The following is a 16,480-nucleotide window of genomic DNA, read 5'->3' as shown; positions in this document are numbered from 1 at the left end:
TTAAATTATGATACACCTATGTTATACTTCAAAAAGATAAGGAATACTTAAATGCAATATGTATGGCACCCATGCATTAATTTTTGTTGTAATGTTTTAGAAAATTTGTTATTATATTTTTATTAAATAATATTTACGGAATAGTGCAAATGATTAAATCTTTTAATGGTGTTTTAAGTAAAGAGAATGTTTCTTTAAAAAAATTTAATACTTTCAGGGTTAATGCTAAGGCTTTGGAATTTTATATGCCTGAAACTATTAACGGTTTTATAGATTTGATTAAATATCTTAATGATAATAATAAAAGGTATATGATCTTAGGAGGCGGAAGCAATGTATTATTTTTGGATAAAGTTATAGAATTTCCAATTATTTATATGGGCTTTTTCTCCCGCATAGAGCATACATCTCATAATATTTTAGCATATTCCGGAGCTAAAGTTTCTGATGTTGTTAAATATGCTTATAAAAATGCATTTACAGGTTTAGAGTTTTTATCCGGACTTCCTGGTACTATAGGTGGAGCTGCTTATATGAATGCCAGATGTTACGAACATTCAGTATCTGAGTTTATAGATAAAGTTGGTATAATAGATGATAATATTGAATATATGCATATAAATGTTGAAGATTGTAATTACGCTTATAAAAGAAGCATTTTTCAGGATAAGAAATATATAATTGTAGATGTGAGATTTAAATTAAATAAGGGATCAAAAAAATTGATTAAGCCTGAAATGAAAAAGTTTTATAAAGACAGAAAGAATAAAAATCAATTTAAATATCATTCTGCCGGAAGTACTTTTTTAAATGATTATGAAACTAATATGATAGCAGGTAAGGTTATAGATTCCATTAATATGAGGGGAACTAGGTTAGGAGGTGCTATGGTTTCACCTTATCATGCAAATTTTATAATCAATTATAATAATGCTACAGGAAGAGATATTTTAAATCTTATGAGAAAAGTAAGAGAGGAAGTTTATAATCAAAAAGGCATCACTTTAAATGCTGAAGTTAGAATCATCTCTAATGATGAAAATGAAAAATTTTAGAGTTTATGCATTATTTTCTTTATGTAATAATTTTTTTATACATGGTATAAATTCTATTTTTTTATCTAGAAGTTTTCCTATAAAGGATATAGATTTACCCATTGTAAAAGCGGCAAGTACAGTACCTATTCCAAGTCCTTTTATATGTCCTAAAAATACAAATGTAAGTATTGCTGTTGTTAAAAGGCAAGTTACATCAAATGTTATTTTAGCATATGGTATTTTTATTATATCTGATAACTCTCTTGGGAATAAATCTGTTGGTATTATAGGAAGTCCGCATCTATTTGATAAAGCTATTCCGAATGCCAATATAAAATAACTTATTATGAAATATATTATTCTGCTTGTTATTGTTAATGGCAAATGATTTATCCAAGCAGCATGTATATCCACGAACTTACCGAAACAGAATCCTACAACGAAGCTAAATAAATATTCCCATACAAATTTTTTTCTTAGTATCATAAGTACTAATACAAGTAAGGTTTGAAAAATATAGGTAAAAGTTCCAAGAGATATATTTTTTATAACTTCAGAAAAAGCATAAGGCACGCTTGATATAGCTGATATTCCAGATCCTGAATAAAGCATTAATACTACACCAAAACTATTCATAACCACAACTAAAACTAATGCTAATTCTCCGCTTATTATTATATGCTTATTTTCTGATGTCATTTTTGTAACCTTAATATTATTTTTTTATTTGATTGCAAATATTATATAGCTAATTATATATTAATCAAGGGATTTTTTATGAGTTGTGTTTTTTAATTTATTTAAAATTCCCACCCTTTATTTTTTATAGTTTTATTTTGAAATTATAATATTATTATATTTATAGCTTTATCAGGAATTTTAGCACCCGCCCAAGATTTTTTTAAATTTAATACTTTACTTTACGCACGATGAGCTACATTTCAAATATAGTAAAAATTAGAATTGTAATTAATATATACCTAAACAACTATATTTTGTCACAAATTATTTTATTATTTATATTATTTGTGGGGACTACCCCCACACCCCCACTTCTTTTGGTGGCCCAAAGAAGCAAAAGGACTATATTTTAGCTTAAATTAATAACCTATCTTACATGTAAAACAATTTTTAGTATGATTTAGTATTAATTTTATACCTTGCACTTTTTGCAACTTTTTTCGGCGGGAAAAAGTTGAATAAAAAAATGACAAACTTAAAAATTTTTAGTATATATTTATAATTTAATTCTGCGTGCGGTGAGGAGAGCATATAGCTAAATAAAGTTTTGGGTGGGTTTTGTAATTGCAGTATGATTTTTCAAGAAATATAAAATAAACATAATATATAGAAGTTTTAAATATATATGGCGGGAAAATGTAAATAGATTAAAAATAACAAATTATACTAAGCTTTTTAATTTTAATATTTGCATGGATTTGTCCATAATATAAGTTCTTTTACAACCGAAGGAAGTACTGCTACTGAAAGGAGCACCTGACGAAGTCCACTGTAAGTGTAGGTATAGTATTGTTATAAAAAACAAAAGAACTGCATTATTAAATTAATAAAATTTAATAAATTATATTATCTATAAAAAATAATTAGTATTATTTAACTTATACTTTAAAAAATATAATATTCTTTTATAAAATCAAATACAGTGCCATAAAGTTAGAAAAAGCGATAAAAAATATATTAAATTAATTATAATAACTATTTAATTTTATTTACTACATTAAATATAGTAAGCATTCTATTTGCTGTTTCTTCTGCATCATTTTGAGCAACAGATCCCCATATATAATGTTCATCATTTCCATCAAGGAAAGACAATTCATTATCTAAATATATACTTTTTAATTTATTTATTAGTTTTGTATTTTTAGAGTAAATACAAATATATATATATTCTTCTCCTTGACCAATACTTATATAAATAGTAAAATCATTTACATCACAATATATTATATCAGATTCTGTCTTGTTATAAATCTCATCTAATAAAGTATTTTTTTCTTTTTTTAAATTAAAATGTTCATTTTTAGATTTTATCAATTTATATTTAGATTCTATCAATTCATAAACGTAGTTAGAAAAATCAATATGATTCTGTACATTTTTTTGTACTAATTCCCGTCTTTTTTCAATAAGAACTTCTTTTGTATTTTCTAATATATCAATAAAATTATCTATATCTTCTATAGATGATATTTGTTTATAATTTTTATTGTTTTCTAATATTTGCTTCAATAATTTATCATTCATATTTAATACCTAATTATTTTATATTTTTTAATGCATCATATAATTCTTTCATTTTAGAAGCTGTATCTTCAGCACTTTCATTATTTATATCTATATCATACCATATACCTTCATTATCATTTATATTAAGCCATTTTATTTTATAGTTTTTTATTTTTTCTATTATATTTCCTAATTCTCTTTTTTTAATTCCTCCTGTATCAAATCCTACACTTATATGATTATATTTAAGTACTAAAATAATATACAAACCTTCTATTTGATCAGATCCTTTATATATTGTGTGAGAGAAATTTTTATTAAATAAATTATCTTTTATAGTATCAGAATCTTCTATTTCAAATTTATATTTTTTATCTTCTCTCAAAATATCAGATACTTTTTTAATATAATCTATATAATCTTGCATATTATCAGTTTTTTGGTGTCTTAATATTTCTATTGTACTTTCAATCAAATCAATATATTCCTGTGCTTCTTCAGGAGTACTAATATTATTATATGCATCATTGCTTTGTAATAATTCTTTTAATTTATCTTGCATAAAAGTATCCTCTTCGCTGCTTGAACTTAAATATTCCTCTTCTTCTATAATTTGAACTATTGCAGATTTCAAATTATCATATTCTTTCATATGTATAAAATTACAATTTTCATCTTCATAAATAATATATTTAAGCCACTCAGCAATATTTCTATGTGATATATTAATAAATTTATTTTTTAGTTTTATTCTTTCTTTTGTTGGTAAACTATTTTCTGAAGGTAAATAACCGCCTCTAGTTAAATATATAATATAAATATTATTATGACTTATTTCATCTTTTACATACTTGATATAATTTAATAGCTGATTATCTCCATTATCTCCACTGTTAATTTTATTTTCAATAATAATAGAAAAATTTCTATTATGAATATACAAATCTATAGATTTTTGAGTTCCTTTTGGACTATACTCTTTTTCTATTTCAAATGATTCATTAGTGCTATTTATAATATCTTCTTTAAAAATATATTTTAAAAAAGAGTTTATAAAATTAAATTGTACATTTGAATTATTAATATTTATTTTCAGTAATTCATATAATATTGTAGAATTTTTACGTTCTAATTCTTCTATATCAATTAGTTTAAATATATTAATTCTTGGCGGTTTACTTAATTTATATTCTTTTAAAGAATTAATAAGACTTTCATAATTTTCTAATAAAAGATTTAAAATGGTTTCTTTATTATTAATTAATTCTCTATTTTTATCAAATAAAAAATTTATTATATCTAAATGCATTTTTTTCATATAAGTATTATAAATACAAATAAATTTTATATCAAATAAAAAAAGGCGATACCTTAAAAAGATACCGCCTTTAATTTTATAAAATTATTGTTTAGAATTATTTAGCTTCTATAACAACTTTATGCTGTCCGTCATAACCGAATACTTCAGGATTGTACATCTCTTCAGCTTTAGTAGCAGGAAGTAAATATTCACCAGGAGTAACAGCACGAACTACATATCTATACTCATGTTCGCCGTCACTAAGCATATCAGCAAACAATAATATTTTGTCATTGTAGTTTTCAGTATGATTGAATCCGCCCCACCACCAAGTAGGTTTGCCAGCGTTTCCAGTTAAGTTTTTAACTTCGCTGCTTTCTGTAGCAAAGCTAGCATTCAATATTCTCATACCTGCCGCAATAGGAGTATCAACTACAACAAAATGTCTTTCAAAAGGAGCTGTAATTTTTACTACTACAACATATTCCTCGCCTTGTTTGAATTTATCTTTAGTTAAGTCTAATACTCTGCCGTCTTTAGTTTCGTATCTTCTTTCTACTTTTATACCCATATCTCTATTAACGGCTAACTCACGAGGTGCATAAGTAAGTCTAACACCATAATAAAGTCTTCCGTCTCCATTACGTTTGATGTTAGCTAAAGCAGATCTAGTATTTGAATTACTTAATCTTTCATTAATAAACTCATCTAAAGCATATTTTTTAGTTAGGCTAGGCTGAGTTCTTGCAGTAAATGTTTCTTCAAGTAAAGTTTTTCCTTGATATATAAACTCTGCTTTGAAATTAGGCTTAACATTTTCATATTTTTTATAATATATATTCATAGCAGCAAATACTGAAACATTGTCCTGAGTATTTAAATATCTGCCGTTTTTTCTTGACTGTACTAACCAACGAACAACTTTTTCATTGATAGCATTGTCGTAACCTGTTTCTATTAAAGCATATAAAGCAACAGATGTATCTCTTACTGAAGAAGAGTGTATCCAATAAAGATTAGAATAATATGCTTCAAGCTCATAATGTGCTGTATTAGGATCTTCTTTAATAGTGTTAAGTATATACTGTCTAACTTCAGTTAATGCTTTATTATTGTATTTGTTATAGTACATAGCTCTCATTAATTGAACCTGTCCGTAGAAAGGTATATTATTAACTTGAGGGTATATTCTGTCTATTATAGCTTTTACATCATTAGCATTGTATCCGCCTTCAGAAAGAACTGCAGCAATATAAGCTATAGATGAAAGATTTATATATTCATCCTGCCAGAAGCTAGGTTTTTCAGCATTTCCGCTCTTAGCATAATTATTGATGTATTCTAATGCTAATTTTAAAGAGTTTTCATCAACTATGTATCCTTCTTTTTTAGCCTTAATCATAGCATCAGCAGCATAAGCAGTAAGCCATGGAGATATCCAAGTCTTGCTAGGCCAGTAAGAGAATCCTCCGTCAGGACTTTGATATGTAGGCATCATTTTTAAGAAATCCTGAACTGTTTTATCTAAGTTTTCTTCAGATATATCAGTAAGCTTCATATCAACTAATAATCTCTTACTTGTTATTATAGGATAAACTCTTGATAACTGCTGTTCCAAACAAAGATAAGGATAATTTATAAGATAATTTATACCGCCTGTAAGTTCGCTGAATGCACTAGGAGACATATAAACTTCTAAATCTCCGGCACCTTTATATGCTTCTGATATATTAGGAATTTTAAGCATTAAATCAGTATTGTTATTTGTAGTGCTTGAGAATAGAGCAACAGATTCTGTAGTCATAGGAACATTAACTTTAAATGCTTTTTCTACAGCATCAGTATATTCTCCGCCTTTAGCTAATATTGTAACTTTAGCCTCTCCTCTGTTTGTAGCTATAATATCGAATCTTACATCAGCATTACCGCCTTTAGGAACAGTAATTTTTTGAGATGCATTTTCTATTACAGCATTAGAAGCAACAGCCTGAACTTCTATTTCTAAATCCTGATCAGAATAATTGTATACTATGCTTCCAGCTTTGAATTTATCTTCAACATAAGCAAATTCAGGTAGGGTAGGCATAAGCATAATATTTTTCTTAACTACTACAACATCATCAGAAGCACCGAAATAACCGTCTTTATTTATAGCAGAAGCCATTATTCTGAATGATGTAATATTGTCAGGCAAGCTGAATGTAACAGTAGCTTTACCATTAGCATCAGTTTTTACTCTTCCTTGATAGAATGCAGTTGTCAAGAAATTCTTTCTTATGCTGAATACATCCATACCCATAGCTTCAGCTTTAGCCATCATATCATTAGCAGCTCTCATACCATCGCCGCCAGGAGTATCTCCTTTCTCTCCATAGTTTCTCTGTCCTATTAAGTGTATTCTTGTGTCGGCACTTGCTACACTCAAAGGTCTTTGTCCATAGAAAGTATTGAACCAGTTAGGAGTTTTATAACCTATTAAATTTAATACTCCAACATCAACTACGCTTAACATAATTTCTGTTTCCATAGGCTGGCTTTCTTTAGTTTCTACATATAAATCTACTGTCATTTCATCGCGAGGCTCTAAAGTATCAGCAGATTTTGTTATTTTTACATTAAGCTCTTTTTCGCGAGGTGATACTGAAAGTCCTGCATAACCTATTTTAAATGAAGGTTTTCCTTCGTCAGTAGCATAATTAGTATATGCTTCATTTTCAACTCTTCCCTTAACAAGTGAAACGCCAACATAAATATTAGGTAAATATTCTGGTTTTATAGGTACTTCTATTAAAGCAGTAGAACCTTCAATATTTGTAACATAAGAATCTATTACATATTCCCTTTCAACTGTTACTAAAGCAGTAGCAGATTCATAAGGAGATTTTATCATTATCTTAGCTGTTTCGCCTGGCTGATATTCTTCTTTTTCTGTTATAAGCTCTAACAAATCATCATCGAACATAGCCCAAGGAGCATAATCTTTACCTATAACATACATATATTCATCAGAAGCAACTTCTCTGTTTTTAGAGTCTTTTGCTCTTGCTAATATTATGTAAAGTCCTGAATTTGTAGGAGTAAAGCTATATGCAACAGGATCTTTTTTTGTTGTAACTGTAGTAGTTTCAACAACATCATCTATCTGTTTTGATTCCCATTCAAATCTTCCGCCTGTTATAGCTTTTCTTACTGATTCCCAATGTCTTCTTATAACCTGAACTTCTATTTTCTTGCCTTCGAGTCTGTTTCCTTCAGGATCAACAGCAATGAATTCTAATTGTGCAGGCTTATCTGTTTCCAAGAAATAGCCTTGTCTTTTTATACCTATATAATAATCGCTTCCATGAACTAATACGCTTTTAGTTGTGCTTACTCTTTGAGAATCTTCACCTGATACAGTTGATTCTATAGTAACATAAGCAGCATGTATTGAGCGGCTTGCATCTATAGTAGGAGCATAAGCATATTCACCATTTTCATCTAATGCACCTGTACCATTTGCTATCATAGAATAATAATTATTATAATACTCATCTTCAAACCAGCTCAATTTAGTGAATCTGAATCCTGCATTATTAGGAGGAGTGAAGAAAGTTTCATTCATAGATATATTATAATCTACTTGATTAGATATCATAGGCTCTCCGAATAAATACCAGCCTGACATCTTAATAGGCATTGTATCGCCTAAATAATAATTTTTATCTTCAACCCAAAGTCTGCTTTCATATTCTAAAGGTTTAAATTCTTCTACTCTGAAGCTTTGAGATAAACTATATGTTTGATCTTTTACGCCTTCTTGTTTTTCTTCATCGCTTTGTTTATTTGAATCGCTTTTGAATTCAACATTTACACTGTAATATCCAGTAGGAGCATCAGCAGGAAGAGTGAAGTCAATTAAATAAGAACCGTATTCATTTAAAGTAACTGTTCCTTTATGTATTTCTTCGCCTCTTGAATTATTAACAGTGTATAATCCTGTTTTGAAATCTCTAGCTATTTTCCAGTTTCCTAATATATTTTCTCTTATAACACCTTTTATATGCACTTCTTCACCAGGTTTATAAAGTCCTCTTTCTGTGAACATAGAACCATTATAATCTCTATCTGAAGGAGAATAATCATAATCAATATTCATTCTCCAAGGTGAAACGCCTGTACCCCAATCACTATTTATGAAAGATACATCATCGCCTTTTGTAACTATAGCCCATTGTCTTGGAGAATCCCATCTGCTTGCTCTTTTTATTCCTAAAGTTCTAAATCCTTTAGTTGTTGCTATTCCATTTTCATCTGTAGTTGCAGTTTCTAATACTCTATTAAAGTCATCTCTTATTTCTACTGTAGCACCTTCAACAGGCATTCCTGTTTTTAAATCAGTTACAAATATAGTGTTTGAATCGCCTGAGAATTTACCTGTTAATCCCATAGATGTTATTTGTATCTGTGAAGCTGTTGAATAATCGTACTGACTTTGATATCCTGTTTTAGTTTTAAACTCTATAGATAAAAGTCCATACTGCTTATTATTCATATAATTAGTTAAATATAATGCTGTTGTAATATATCTGTTTCTTTCAACATTTGGAGTATATTCTGTAGTATTATTGTAACCGAATAAATTTTTATATTGATTTGTATATCTTCTAAATTCAGGAGTTTCATCATATCTATATACTTGTTTATTTACAAATAGGAAAGGTATGATATTTTCTTTATCAACATATCTGCTTTGTATATTAATAGTATTAGGGTTCATTACCTGTACAGGAAGTTTTATTCCCTCATAAGATTCAACAACTCCCATTCCTGAAGGTATAGAAACGCTTGGGTTATAATCTGTAACATTTAAAGTGATATTTTGTTCCTGAGCTAAAGTTTGTCCGTAAGCGTCTTTTAAACTTCCATTAATTTTTATATTATATGTAACATTAGGATTGAATCTCAATTGATAAAGTGAAAAACTTTTAGATGACCAAGAGTTCTGCTGAATTTCTTCTTCTGTAGGAAGCTGAATTGCTGGAGTGATTTCAATGTTTCTTATTAAGTCAGCCCATTCAACTCTTGTACTAAACTCTAATTTAGGAGCTTCAGGAGAATATGATGCTGTTACAGTTTGCTCGCTGTTTCCTTTGAAATAGAATTCATCATGTGTAGAAAAATTAAAGCTTTTAGCATTTGCTGTGCCTAAATCGCCATTAACAGCAGCAAGTCCTTCTCCTATATGTACTGTTATCTCATCATTTTTAGCTAAAGCTTTTTTAGGTTTTATAACTAATACTTGTTCTAATTTGTATTCATTAGTTTCCCATTCTCTTAAATCTTCTATTTTTGCATATCTTACATCAAAATCTATAGCAGTATTATTATTGCTTGCGATTAATTGTATTTTTTCTTTTGCACTTTGGAGATATATAGGCATATTGTAATAAACAACTATATTGACATCTGTAGGAAGTTCTGATTGTCTGTCATAAGGAGAACTTTTTTGCATTATAGGTCTTAAAGTATTAAAAGTCCAAGTATAATCATTTTCTAATACATCGCCTGTAAGCTCGCTTTTTATTCCTTTCTTTAATGTAACTTCTATTTTTGTGTTATCTGGTAAAGGCTCGCTAGGATAGAATGCTAAAGTATTAATAGATAGCCATTTGTATGTACCTTTAACATCTATATTAAAATTGAAATATTGATTAGTTACTTCTTTAATAGCCTGTAAAGCTACCATTTGCTGATTGAATGTAACTGTTATTGCTTCATAATTTGCTCTGCTTGTATTTTCTCCGATTGGAGTAGTCCTATCAATAGCCACTGCTGCAAACATACTAACTCCTGTTATCATTGTTAAAATTAATGACATTATCATAATACAATAAATAGTTTTTAGTTTTACAATAAGTTTTCTCATAAAAGCTCCAGAAACGATATTTTTATCTTGTAATGTTATATCATAAATAATTTTAAAGTAAATAATGAAAGTAAAAATATTTTAATTATAAAATACTTTATGAGAATATTATTTACTTTAAAATTATATACTTATTATAAAACTTAAGTAATATAAAAAGGTTATATATATTTTTTAAACTATTTTTCTATTATAATTATAATGCATATTTAAATTCTGTTTTTGATGTATATTTTGTATTTCTATTATACTTTGAGCAAAATTTATATTATCATTCAAGCAAGGGCATAATATGAAATCTTTAATATTGTATTTATTTATAGCTTCTTCTCTATATTCAATATCTATTTCATAAATAGTTTCTGAATTGTCTATAGTGAATGCTAAAGGATATATTATTAATTTTTCGCCATTATATTTTTTTATTGTATCTATAGTTGATGGTTCAAGCCATTCAATTTTTCCTATTTTTGACTGATAAGAAAGAACAATGTCTTTGAAATTTAAGCCAGCATTATGAAGTTTTTCTTTTAATATTTGAACATTATAATTACATTCATACTCATAAGGATCGCCTTTATCAGCATACATTTTTGGTATAGAATGTGCAGAAAATATTAATATGTATTCTTCTGCATTTTTATTGGCAATAGTATTTTTTATTAATTGTACTATGGAATCATTATGATATTCATTGTCATAGTATCTGTCTATTATATTGACTTTAGGATTATATTTTAATTTTTTCATAGCTTTATAAACGCTTTCTAAAGATGATTTTACCGTAACTTCTGAATATTGAGGATACATACTGAATAATGTAATATTATCTATATTATTTTCTTTTAACTCTTTTAATATATCGTAAGAGTAGGGCGGAGTATAATTCATTATGTATTTATAATCTCTTGAGCTGTCCAATTCATTTAATTTATTTATGAGTTTTTCAGTATATTCATTTATTGGTGATTTTCCTCCTATAGCTTCATAATGTTTTATTACATCAGGTCTTATTTTGTTTACTATCTTTTTTGCTATCATACCTCTTATAAAACTATTTTTTATATTGAGTATATAATAGTCATTAAACATATTTACTAAAAAAGTATTTATTTCATCAAAATTTCTAGGCCCTCCCATATTTAGAAGTATAGTTGTATCTTTTTTTCTGCTCATAATATATAATCCTTATTAGTAATATTTATTATTAAGTATATAATTTTTTTAGTTATTAGTCAATACTTATTTTGTTTTTTTATTATTTAATATTTTTTATTAATAATTTTTTAATATTTTATAATAATTTTTATTATTACACTTGAAATAAAATATTTATTTAGTATAATATATTTATTGATAATAAATACTATTAAGGAGTTTTAATATGTCAGATAAAAAATTAACAACTGAATTCGGTGCTCCGGTTGAAAATAATCAGCATTCTATGACAGCAGGTGCCAGAGGTCCTATGCTTTTGCAAGATGTATGGTTTATGGAAAAGATGGCACATTTTGACAGAGAAGTTATACCAGAAAGAAGAATGCATGCTAAAGGTTCAGGTGCTTATGGTACATTCACTGTAACTCATGACATTACACAATACACTAAGGCAAAAATATTCTCTGAAGTTGGAAAGAAAACTGATTTATTTGTAAGATTTTCTACAGTGGCAGGTGAGAGAGGTGCAGCAGATGCTGAAAGAGATATAAGAGGTTTTGCTATTAAATTCTATACTGAAGAAGGAAACTGGGATTTAGTTGGAAATAACACTCCTGTATTTTATTTCAGAGATCCTTTAAAATTCCCTGATTTGAACCATGCTGTAAAAAGAGATCCAAAAACTAATATGAGAAGTGCTCAAAATAAATGGGATTTCCTTACTTCTTTACCAGAAGCTATTCACCAAATAACTATAGATATGAGTGATAGAGGTATACCTTATAGTTACAGACATATGCATGGTTTCAGCAGTCATGCTTATAGTTTCATAAATAAAGAAGGCAAAAGATATTGGGTAAAATTCCATTTCAAAACTCAGCAAGGAATTAAAAATTTAACAGATCAGGAAGCTGAAGCAATTATAGCAAAAGACAGAGAAAGTTCTCAAAAAGACTTATTTGAAGCTATAGAAAGAGGCGATTTCCCTAGATGGAATATGAAAATTCAAATAATGACTGAAGAGCAAGCTAATGCAAGCAAAAGAAATCCATTTGACCTAACAAAAACTTGGTCTCAAAAAGAATATCCTCTAATTGATGTAGGAGTTTTAGAATTAAATAGAAACCCTGAAAACTATTTCGCAGAAGTAGAACAATCAGCATTCAGTCCTTCTACAATAGTTCCAGGTATAGGATTCTCACCAGACAGAATGCTTCAAGGAAGATTATTCTCTTATACTGATACACAAAGATATAGATTAGGTGTTAACTATTCAAGCATACCTGTAAATGCTCCAAAATTTAAACCTAATACTTATCATAGAGACGGATACATGAGAGTAGAGTCTAATGGTTCTAAAGTAGAATATGAACCAAACTCTCAAGGCGAATGGAAAGAGCAGAAAGAATATGCTGAACCACCTCTAAAAATTTACGGCGATGCTTACAGATATGATCATAGAGAAGATGATGATGATTATTATACAGATGCAAGAGCTTTATTCAATCTTATGACAGATGCCCAGAAACAAGTATTATTTGAAAATACTGCAAGAGATATGAACGGCGTTACTAAGGATGTACAATTAAGACATATAAAAAATTGTATGAATGTTGATAAAGCTTACGGACTTGGGGTTGCTAAAGCATTGGGCTTTGATGAGAAAGATATAAAATAAATAATAATAGAATATATACGAATAAATATTAAATAAATTATCAAATTTTAATCTCTGCGGCTAATATCTTTATAATTAAAGGTATTAGCTGTTTTTTTATAAAATATTTACTTAATTCATATTATATTATAGAATATATAAATTATATAACATAAAAAATATTTTAAGGGTTTATTATGACTTTATCTTTTACTAAAATGCATGGAATAGGAAATGACTATATTTATGTGAATTGTTTTAAAGAAAAATTCACTCCGGAAGATGCTTCAAAATATTCTCCTATATTGAGCAATAGAAATTATTCTATAGGAGCTGATGGAATAATACTTATAATGCCAAGCGATAAAGCTGATGCTAAAATGAGAATGTTTAATGCTGACGGAAGCGAATCTGAAATGTGCGGTAATGGTATAAGATGTGTAGCTAAATATGTTTATGATAAAGGAATAAGTAAAAATAATCCTCTAAAAATAGAAACCTTAAGAGGTATATTAGAGGCTAAGCTATTCATAGAGAATGATGAAGTTGATAAAGTTGAAATAAATATGAGTTCTCCTATACTTGAAGGGCTTAAAATACCTACTACCATAGATAAAAATCCTATTATTGATGAGCCTATAACATTTAACGGCAAAACATATTATTTTACTGCAGTATCTATGGGGAATCCTCATTCTGTAATATTTATGGATAATATAGAGGATTTAGATATAAATTCTATAGGAAGCTATATAGAAAATAATAGTATATTTCCAAACAGAACTAATGTTGAATTTGTGGAGATAATAAATAGGGGAGAGGTAAAACAAAGAACTTGGGAGAGAGGAAGCGGGGAAACTTTAGCCTGCGGTACAGGTGCTTCAGCCGTATGTGTTGCTGGATTTATAAGTAAAAGAACTGATAATATTATACTTAATCATCTTTTAGGCGGCGATTTAGTATTGAGATATGAAAATAACAGCGTTTTTATGAAAGGGGAAGCTAGATATTCTTTTGAAGGTAAAGTTTTACTATAGAATTTTATATATATTAAATATTAATAACAATTATTTAATGATTATTAATATTTATTTAATGCAATGTAAAAAAAATATATTTTTTAACTGACTTTTTTCAAAAAAATGTTAATATTTAAAATATAGTTTATGTTTTTTGATATTAGCTAATTTATAATTAATAGGATATTAAAATTTAACAGGAAGTTTATGAAAAGAATAGTTATAATATTAGTTTTATTTCTTTGCAATCTCAATTTGGAGACGCATAATTTCAATATCAGTGATTATTCCTTTCCTTCTAACGATTGGGTAACATTGATTAAAGATGTATCTAATCATTATAGTCAGGATTTTTGGTTTATTAAAGATGTTTTCGATGTTTGCAGTAATTATGATGTTGATCCTCTTTTAATGGTGGCTTTAATTAAGGTGGAAAGCAGCTTTATACCTACAGCACTTTCAAGAAAAAATGCTTACGGATACTGCCAAATAACACCTATTGCTAATAAAGATGTTGATCCCAAATTGAACAGATATGATCCTAGAGATAATATTGTGCTTGGTGTGAGATTCATAGATAAAATTTTGGATAAATTCGATGGCGATATTGTAAAATCTCTTAGATATTATAATGCTGGTAATGCTTATGATGTATACGGTGAGTCCTACGCTGAGAAGATAAAGTATGAATATAATACAATGGTTAGTCTTTATGTGAAAGACAATAGTTCTTATGGTGCTATATATAGAAAAGAGGCCTTTTAAAGCCCCTTATCTATCACTAGTTATTATTTTTTATTATCTTTTCAAGTTTACAACAGTAGCAAGCAAGTTATCGCTAGTTTGTACTGCTTTTGAGTTCATCTCATAAGCTCTTTGTGCAACTATCATATCAACCATTTCGTCAACAACTTTAACGTTTGACATTTCAACGAAACCTTGGTGAATTCTAGGGAATCCATTAGCACCTGGTTCGCCTTCAAAAGCTGGTCCGCTTGCTATAGTTTCTTTATATAAGTTATCTCCTATAGAAAGAAGTCCAGCCTGATTGATAAATCTATGAAGTGTAATTTGTCCTATTTCTACAGGATCATTTTCATCACCTATCTTCACAGAAACAACACCCTCTCTTGATATGCTTATCTGCTCTACCAAGAAATTTTCAGGGAATACTATTTCAGGAACTAATCTGTATCCATTTGATGTAACTAATTGTCCATTAGCATCAATTTTGAAAGAACCGTCTCTAGTATAAGAAACACTTCCATCAGGCATTAATACTTGGAAGAATCCTTCTCCTTCTAATGCTAAATCAAGTTTATTTCCTGTTGCCTGTAAAGAACCTTGATCAAACATTTTTTGAGTAGAGGCACTTTTTACACCTAGTCCTGTTTGAAGTCCTACAGGTGTTACAGTATCCTCTGTAGCAGGAGTTCCTTGTATTTTTAAGTTTTGATATATTAAATCTTCAAAATCAGCTCTAACTTTTTTATATCCTATAGTATTAACATTTGCAAGGTTATTGGCTATAGTATCAGTTTTGAACTGCATACCGTTCATACCGCTTGCAGCTGTCCATAAAGAACGTACCATATAATACACTCCATTATCTTATAAATTTATTATATTATATCTTCGGTAATTATAAAAATTGCTTTATAGAATTTATATAAAAAATATTATGTTAAGTTATAAAAATCATATATAGAATATTTATTTCAAAATTATATAAATATATCATCTACTTTTTTGCATGCTTCGTAAAAATGCACATATTACAGCTTCATTTTTAAGAATATGTATTTAATAATGATAATACCATAATTTTAGGTCAAAAATGCAGTCTTTTTGCTTCTTTTATTGCAACAAAGAATCAAAAGGGCTATATTTTATCTTAAATTAATAATTTATATTATATGTAAAATAAAATTAGTATTATTTAGTATTAATTTTAGATTTGCACTTTTTGCAACTTTGACGAAGTCCGCCTATGGCGTGCGGCGGGAAAAAGTTGAATAAAAAAATTGACAAAGTTAGAAATTTTTAGTATATACATAAACAACTATACTTTGTCAAAAATAAATTTTTTAAATTTAAAATATTTGCAGGGCTTTGCCCCGCACCCCACTTCTTTTGTTGCCACAAAGAAGC

The 16,480-nt window shown here is 28.0% G+C and carries 10 protein-coding genes; 4 read left to right on the top strand and 6 right to left on the bottom strand.

The annotated features are described in order from the left end of the window. The first annotated feature begins 149 nt into the window (after nt 1-149). Nucleotides 150-1,055 (top strand): UDP-N-acetylmuramate dehydrogenase, encoded by a 906-nt coding sequence (murB, locus tag Q0K19_RS13700; protein WP_297248907.1) that lies wholly within the window; start codon nt 150-152, stop codon nt 1,053-1,055. 3 nt (nt 1,056-1,058) lie between these two features. Here the strand turns inward: murB and Q0K19_RS13695 are convergent, their stop codons facing one another. The 5 genes from Q0K19_RS13695 to hemH all read right to left on the bottom strand — a co-directional run bounded on the left by Q0K19_RS13695 (nt 1,059) and on the right by hemH (nt 11,671). Continuing rightward, nucleotides 1,059-1,736: a DUF6198 family protein gene (locus Q0K19_RS13695; protein ID WP_297248905.1), complete on the bottom strand. Its 678-nt coding sequence runs from the start codon at nt 1,734-1,736 to the stop codon at nt 1,059-1,061. Nucleotides 1,737-2,753: 1,017 nt separating this feature from the next. Then, entirely contained in the window at nt 2,754-3,305 is a 552-nt protein-coding gene (locus Q0K19_RS13690) for a hypothetical protein (RefSeq protein ID WP_297248903.1), read from the bottom strand. A 13-nt stretch (nt 3,306-3,318) separates the two neighbouring features. Further along, nucleotides 3,319-4,605 carry a PD-(D/E)XK nuclease family protein gene (locus tag Q0K19_RS13685; protein ID WP_297248900.1) on the bottom strand — a complete coding sequence of 429 codons (1,287 nt, stop codon included), beginning with the start codon at nt 4,603-4,605 and terminating at the stop codon, nt 3,319-3,321. A 97-nt stretch (nt 4,606-4,702) separates the two neighbouring features. After that, nucleotides 4,703-10,495, bottom strand: coding sequence for an Ig-like domain-containing alpha-2-macroglobulin family protein (locus Q0K19_RS13680; RefSeq protein ID WP_297248898.1), 5,793 nt, complete (start codon nt 10,493-10,495; stop codon nt 4,703-4,705). A 174-nt stretch (nt 10,496-10,669) separates the two neighbouring features. Continuing rightward, on the bottom strand, nt 10,670-11,671 hold the full coding sequence (gene hemH / locus Q0K19_RS13675; protein ID WP_297248896.1) for a ferrochelatase: 1,002 nt from the start codon (nt 11,669-11,671) through the stop codon (nt 10,670-10,672). A gap of 208 nt (nt 11,672-11,879) precedes the next feature. On the opposite strand from hemH, the gene Q0K19_RS13670 reads away from it, so the two are divergent. The 3 genes from Q0K19_RS13670 (at nt 11,880) to Q0K19_RS13660 (ending at nt 15,094) form a co-directional block, all read left to right on the top strand. Further along, nucleotides 11,880-13,331 (top strand): catalase, encoded by a 1,452-nt coding sequence (locus Q0K19_RS13670; RefSeq protein ID WP_297248894.1) that lies wholly within the window; start codon nt 11,880-11,882, stop codon nt 13,329-13,331. Between the two features lie 176 nt (nt 13,332-13,507). Further along, complete coding sequence (gene dapF / locus Q0K19_RS13665; protein WP_297248892.1) at nt 13,508-14,347, top strand: diaminopimelate epimerase; 840 nt, start codon at nt 13,508-13,510, stop codon at nt 14,345-14,347. Nucleotides 14,348-14,536: 189 nt separating this feature from the next. Next, entirely contained in the window at nt 14,537-15,094 is a 558-nt protein-coding gene (locus Q0K19_RS13660) for a lytic transglycosylase domain-containing protein (RefSeq protein WP_048594857.1), read from the top strand. A 33-nt stretch (nt 15,095-15,127) separates the two neighbouring features. On the opposite strand, the gene flgG is transcribed toward Q0K19_RS13660, so the two are convergent. After that, on the bottom strand, nt 15,128-15,922 hold the full coding sequence (gene flgG / locus Q0K19_RS13655) for a flagellar basal-body rod protein FlgG (RefSeq protein WP_297248889.1): 795 nt from the start codon (nt 15,920-15,922) through the stop codon (nt 15,128-15,130). Between the last annotated feature and the right edge of the window lie 558 nt (nt 15,923-16,480).

Origin of the sequence: uncultured Brachyspira sp. (assembly GCF_944393015.1) — a bacterium.
Taxonomy (GTDB): Bacteria; Spirochaetota; Brachyspiria; order Brachyspirales; family Brachyspiraceae; genus Brachyspira.
The sequence above is the reverse complement of the archived record's forward strand: the minus strand, read 5'-3'. Positions and strand labels throughout refer to the sequence as shown.

Bases quoted from the DNA above. Each gene is read 5' to 3' on its own strand.
- Q0K19_RS13695 (WP_297248905.1), bottom strand. From the start codon at position 1,736: ATGACATCAGAAAATAAGCATATAATAATAAGCGGAGAATTAGCATTA.
- murB (WP_297248907.1), top strand. From the start codon at position 150: ATGATTAAATCTTTTAATGGTGTTTTAAGTAAAGAGAATGTTTCTTTA.
- Q0K19_RS13690 (WP_297248903.1), bottom strand. From the start codon at position 3,305: ATGAATGATAAATTATTGAAGCAAATATTAGAAAACAATAAAAATTAT.
- Q0K19_RS13685 (WP_297248900.1), bottom strand. From the start codon at position 4,605: ATGAAAAAAATGCATTTAGATATAATAAATTTTTTATTTGATAAAAAT.
- dapF (WP_297248892.1), top strand. From the start codon at position 13,508: ATGACTTTATCTTTTACTAAAATGCATGGAATAGGAAATGACTATATT.
- Q0K19_RS13660 (WP_048594857.1), top strand. From the start codon at position 14,537: ATGAAAAGAATAGTTATAATATTAGTTTTATTTCTTTGCAATCTCAAT.
- hemH (WP_297248896.1), bottom strand. From the start codon at position 11,671: ATGAGCAGAAAAAAAGATACAACTATACTTCTAAATATGGGAGGGCCT.
- Q0K19_RS13670 (WP_297248894.1), top strand. From the start codon at position 11,880: ATGTCAGATAAAAAATTAACAACTGAATTCGGTGCTCCGGTTGAAAAT.
- flgG (WP_297248889.1), bottom strand. From the start codon at position 15,922: ATGGTACGTTCTTTATGGACAGCTGCAAGCGGTATGAACGGTATGCAG.
- Q0K19_RS13680 (WP_297248898.1), bottom strand. From the start codon at position 10,495: ATGAGAAAACTTATTGTAAAACTAAAAACTATTTATTGTATTATGATA.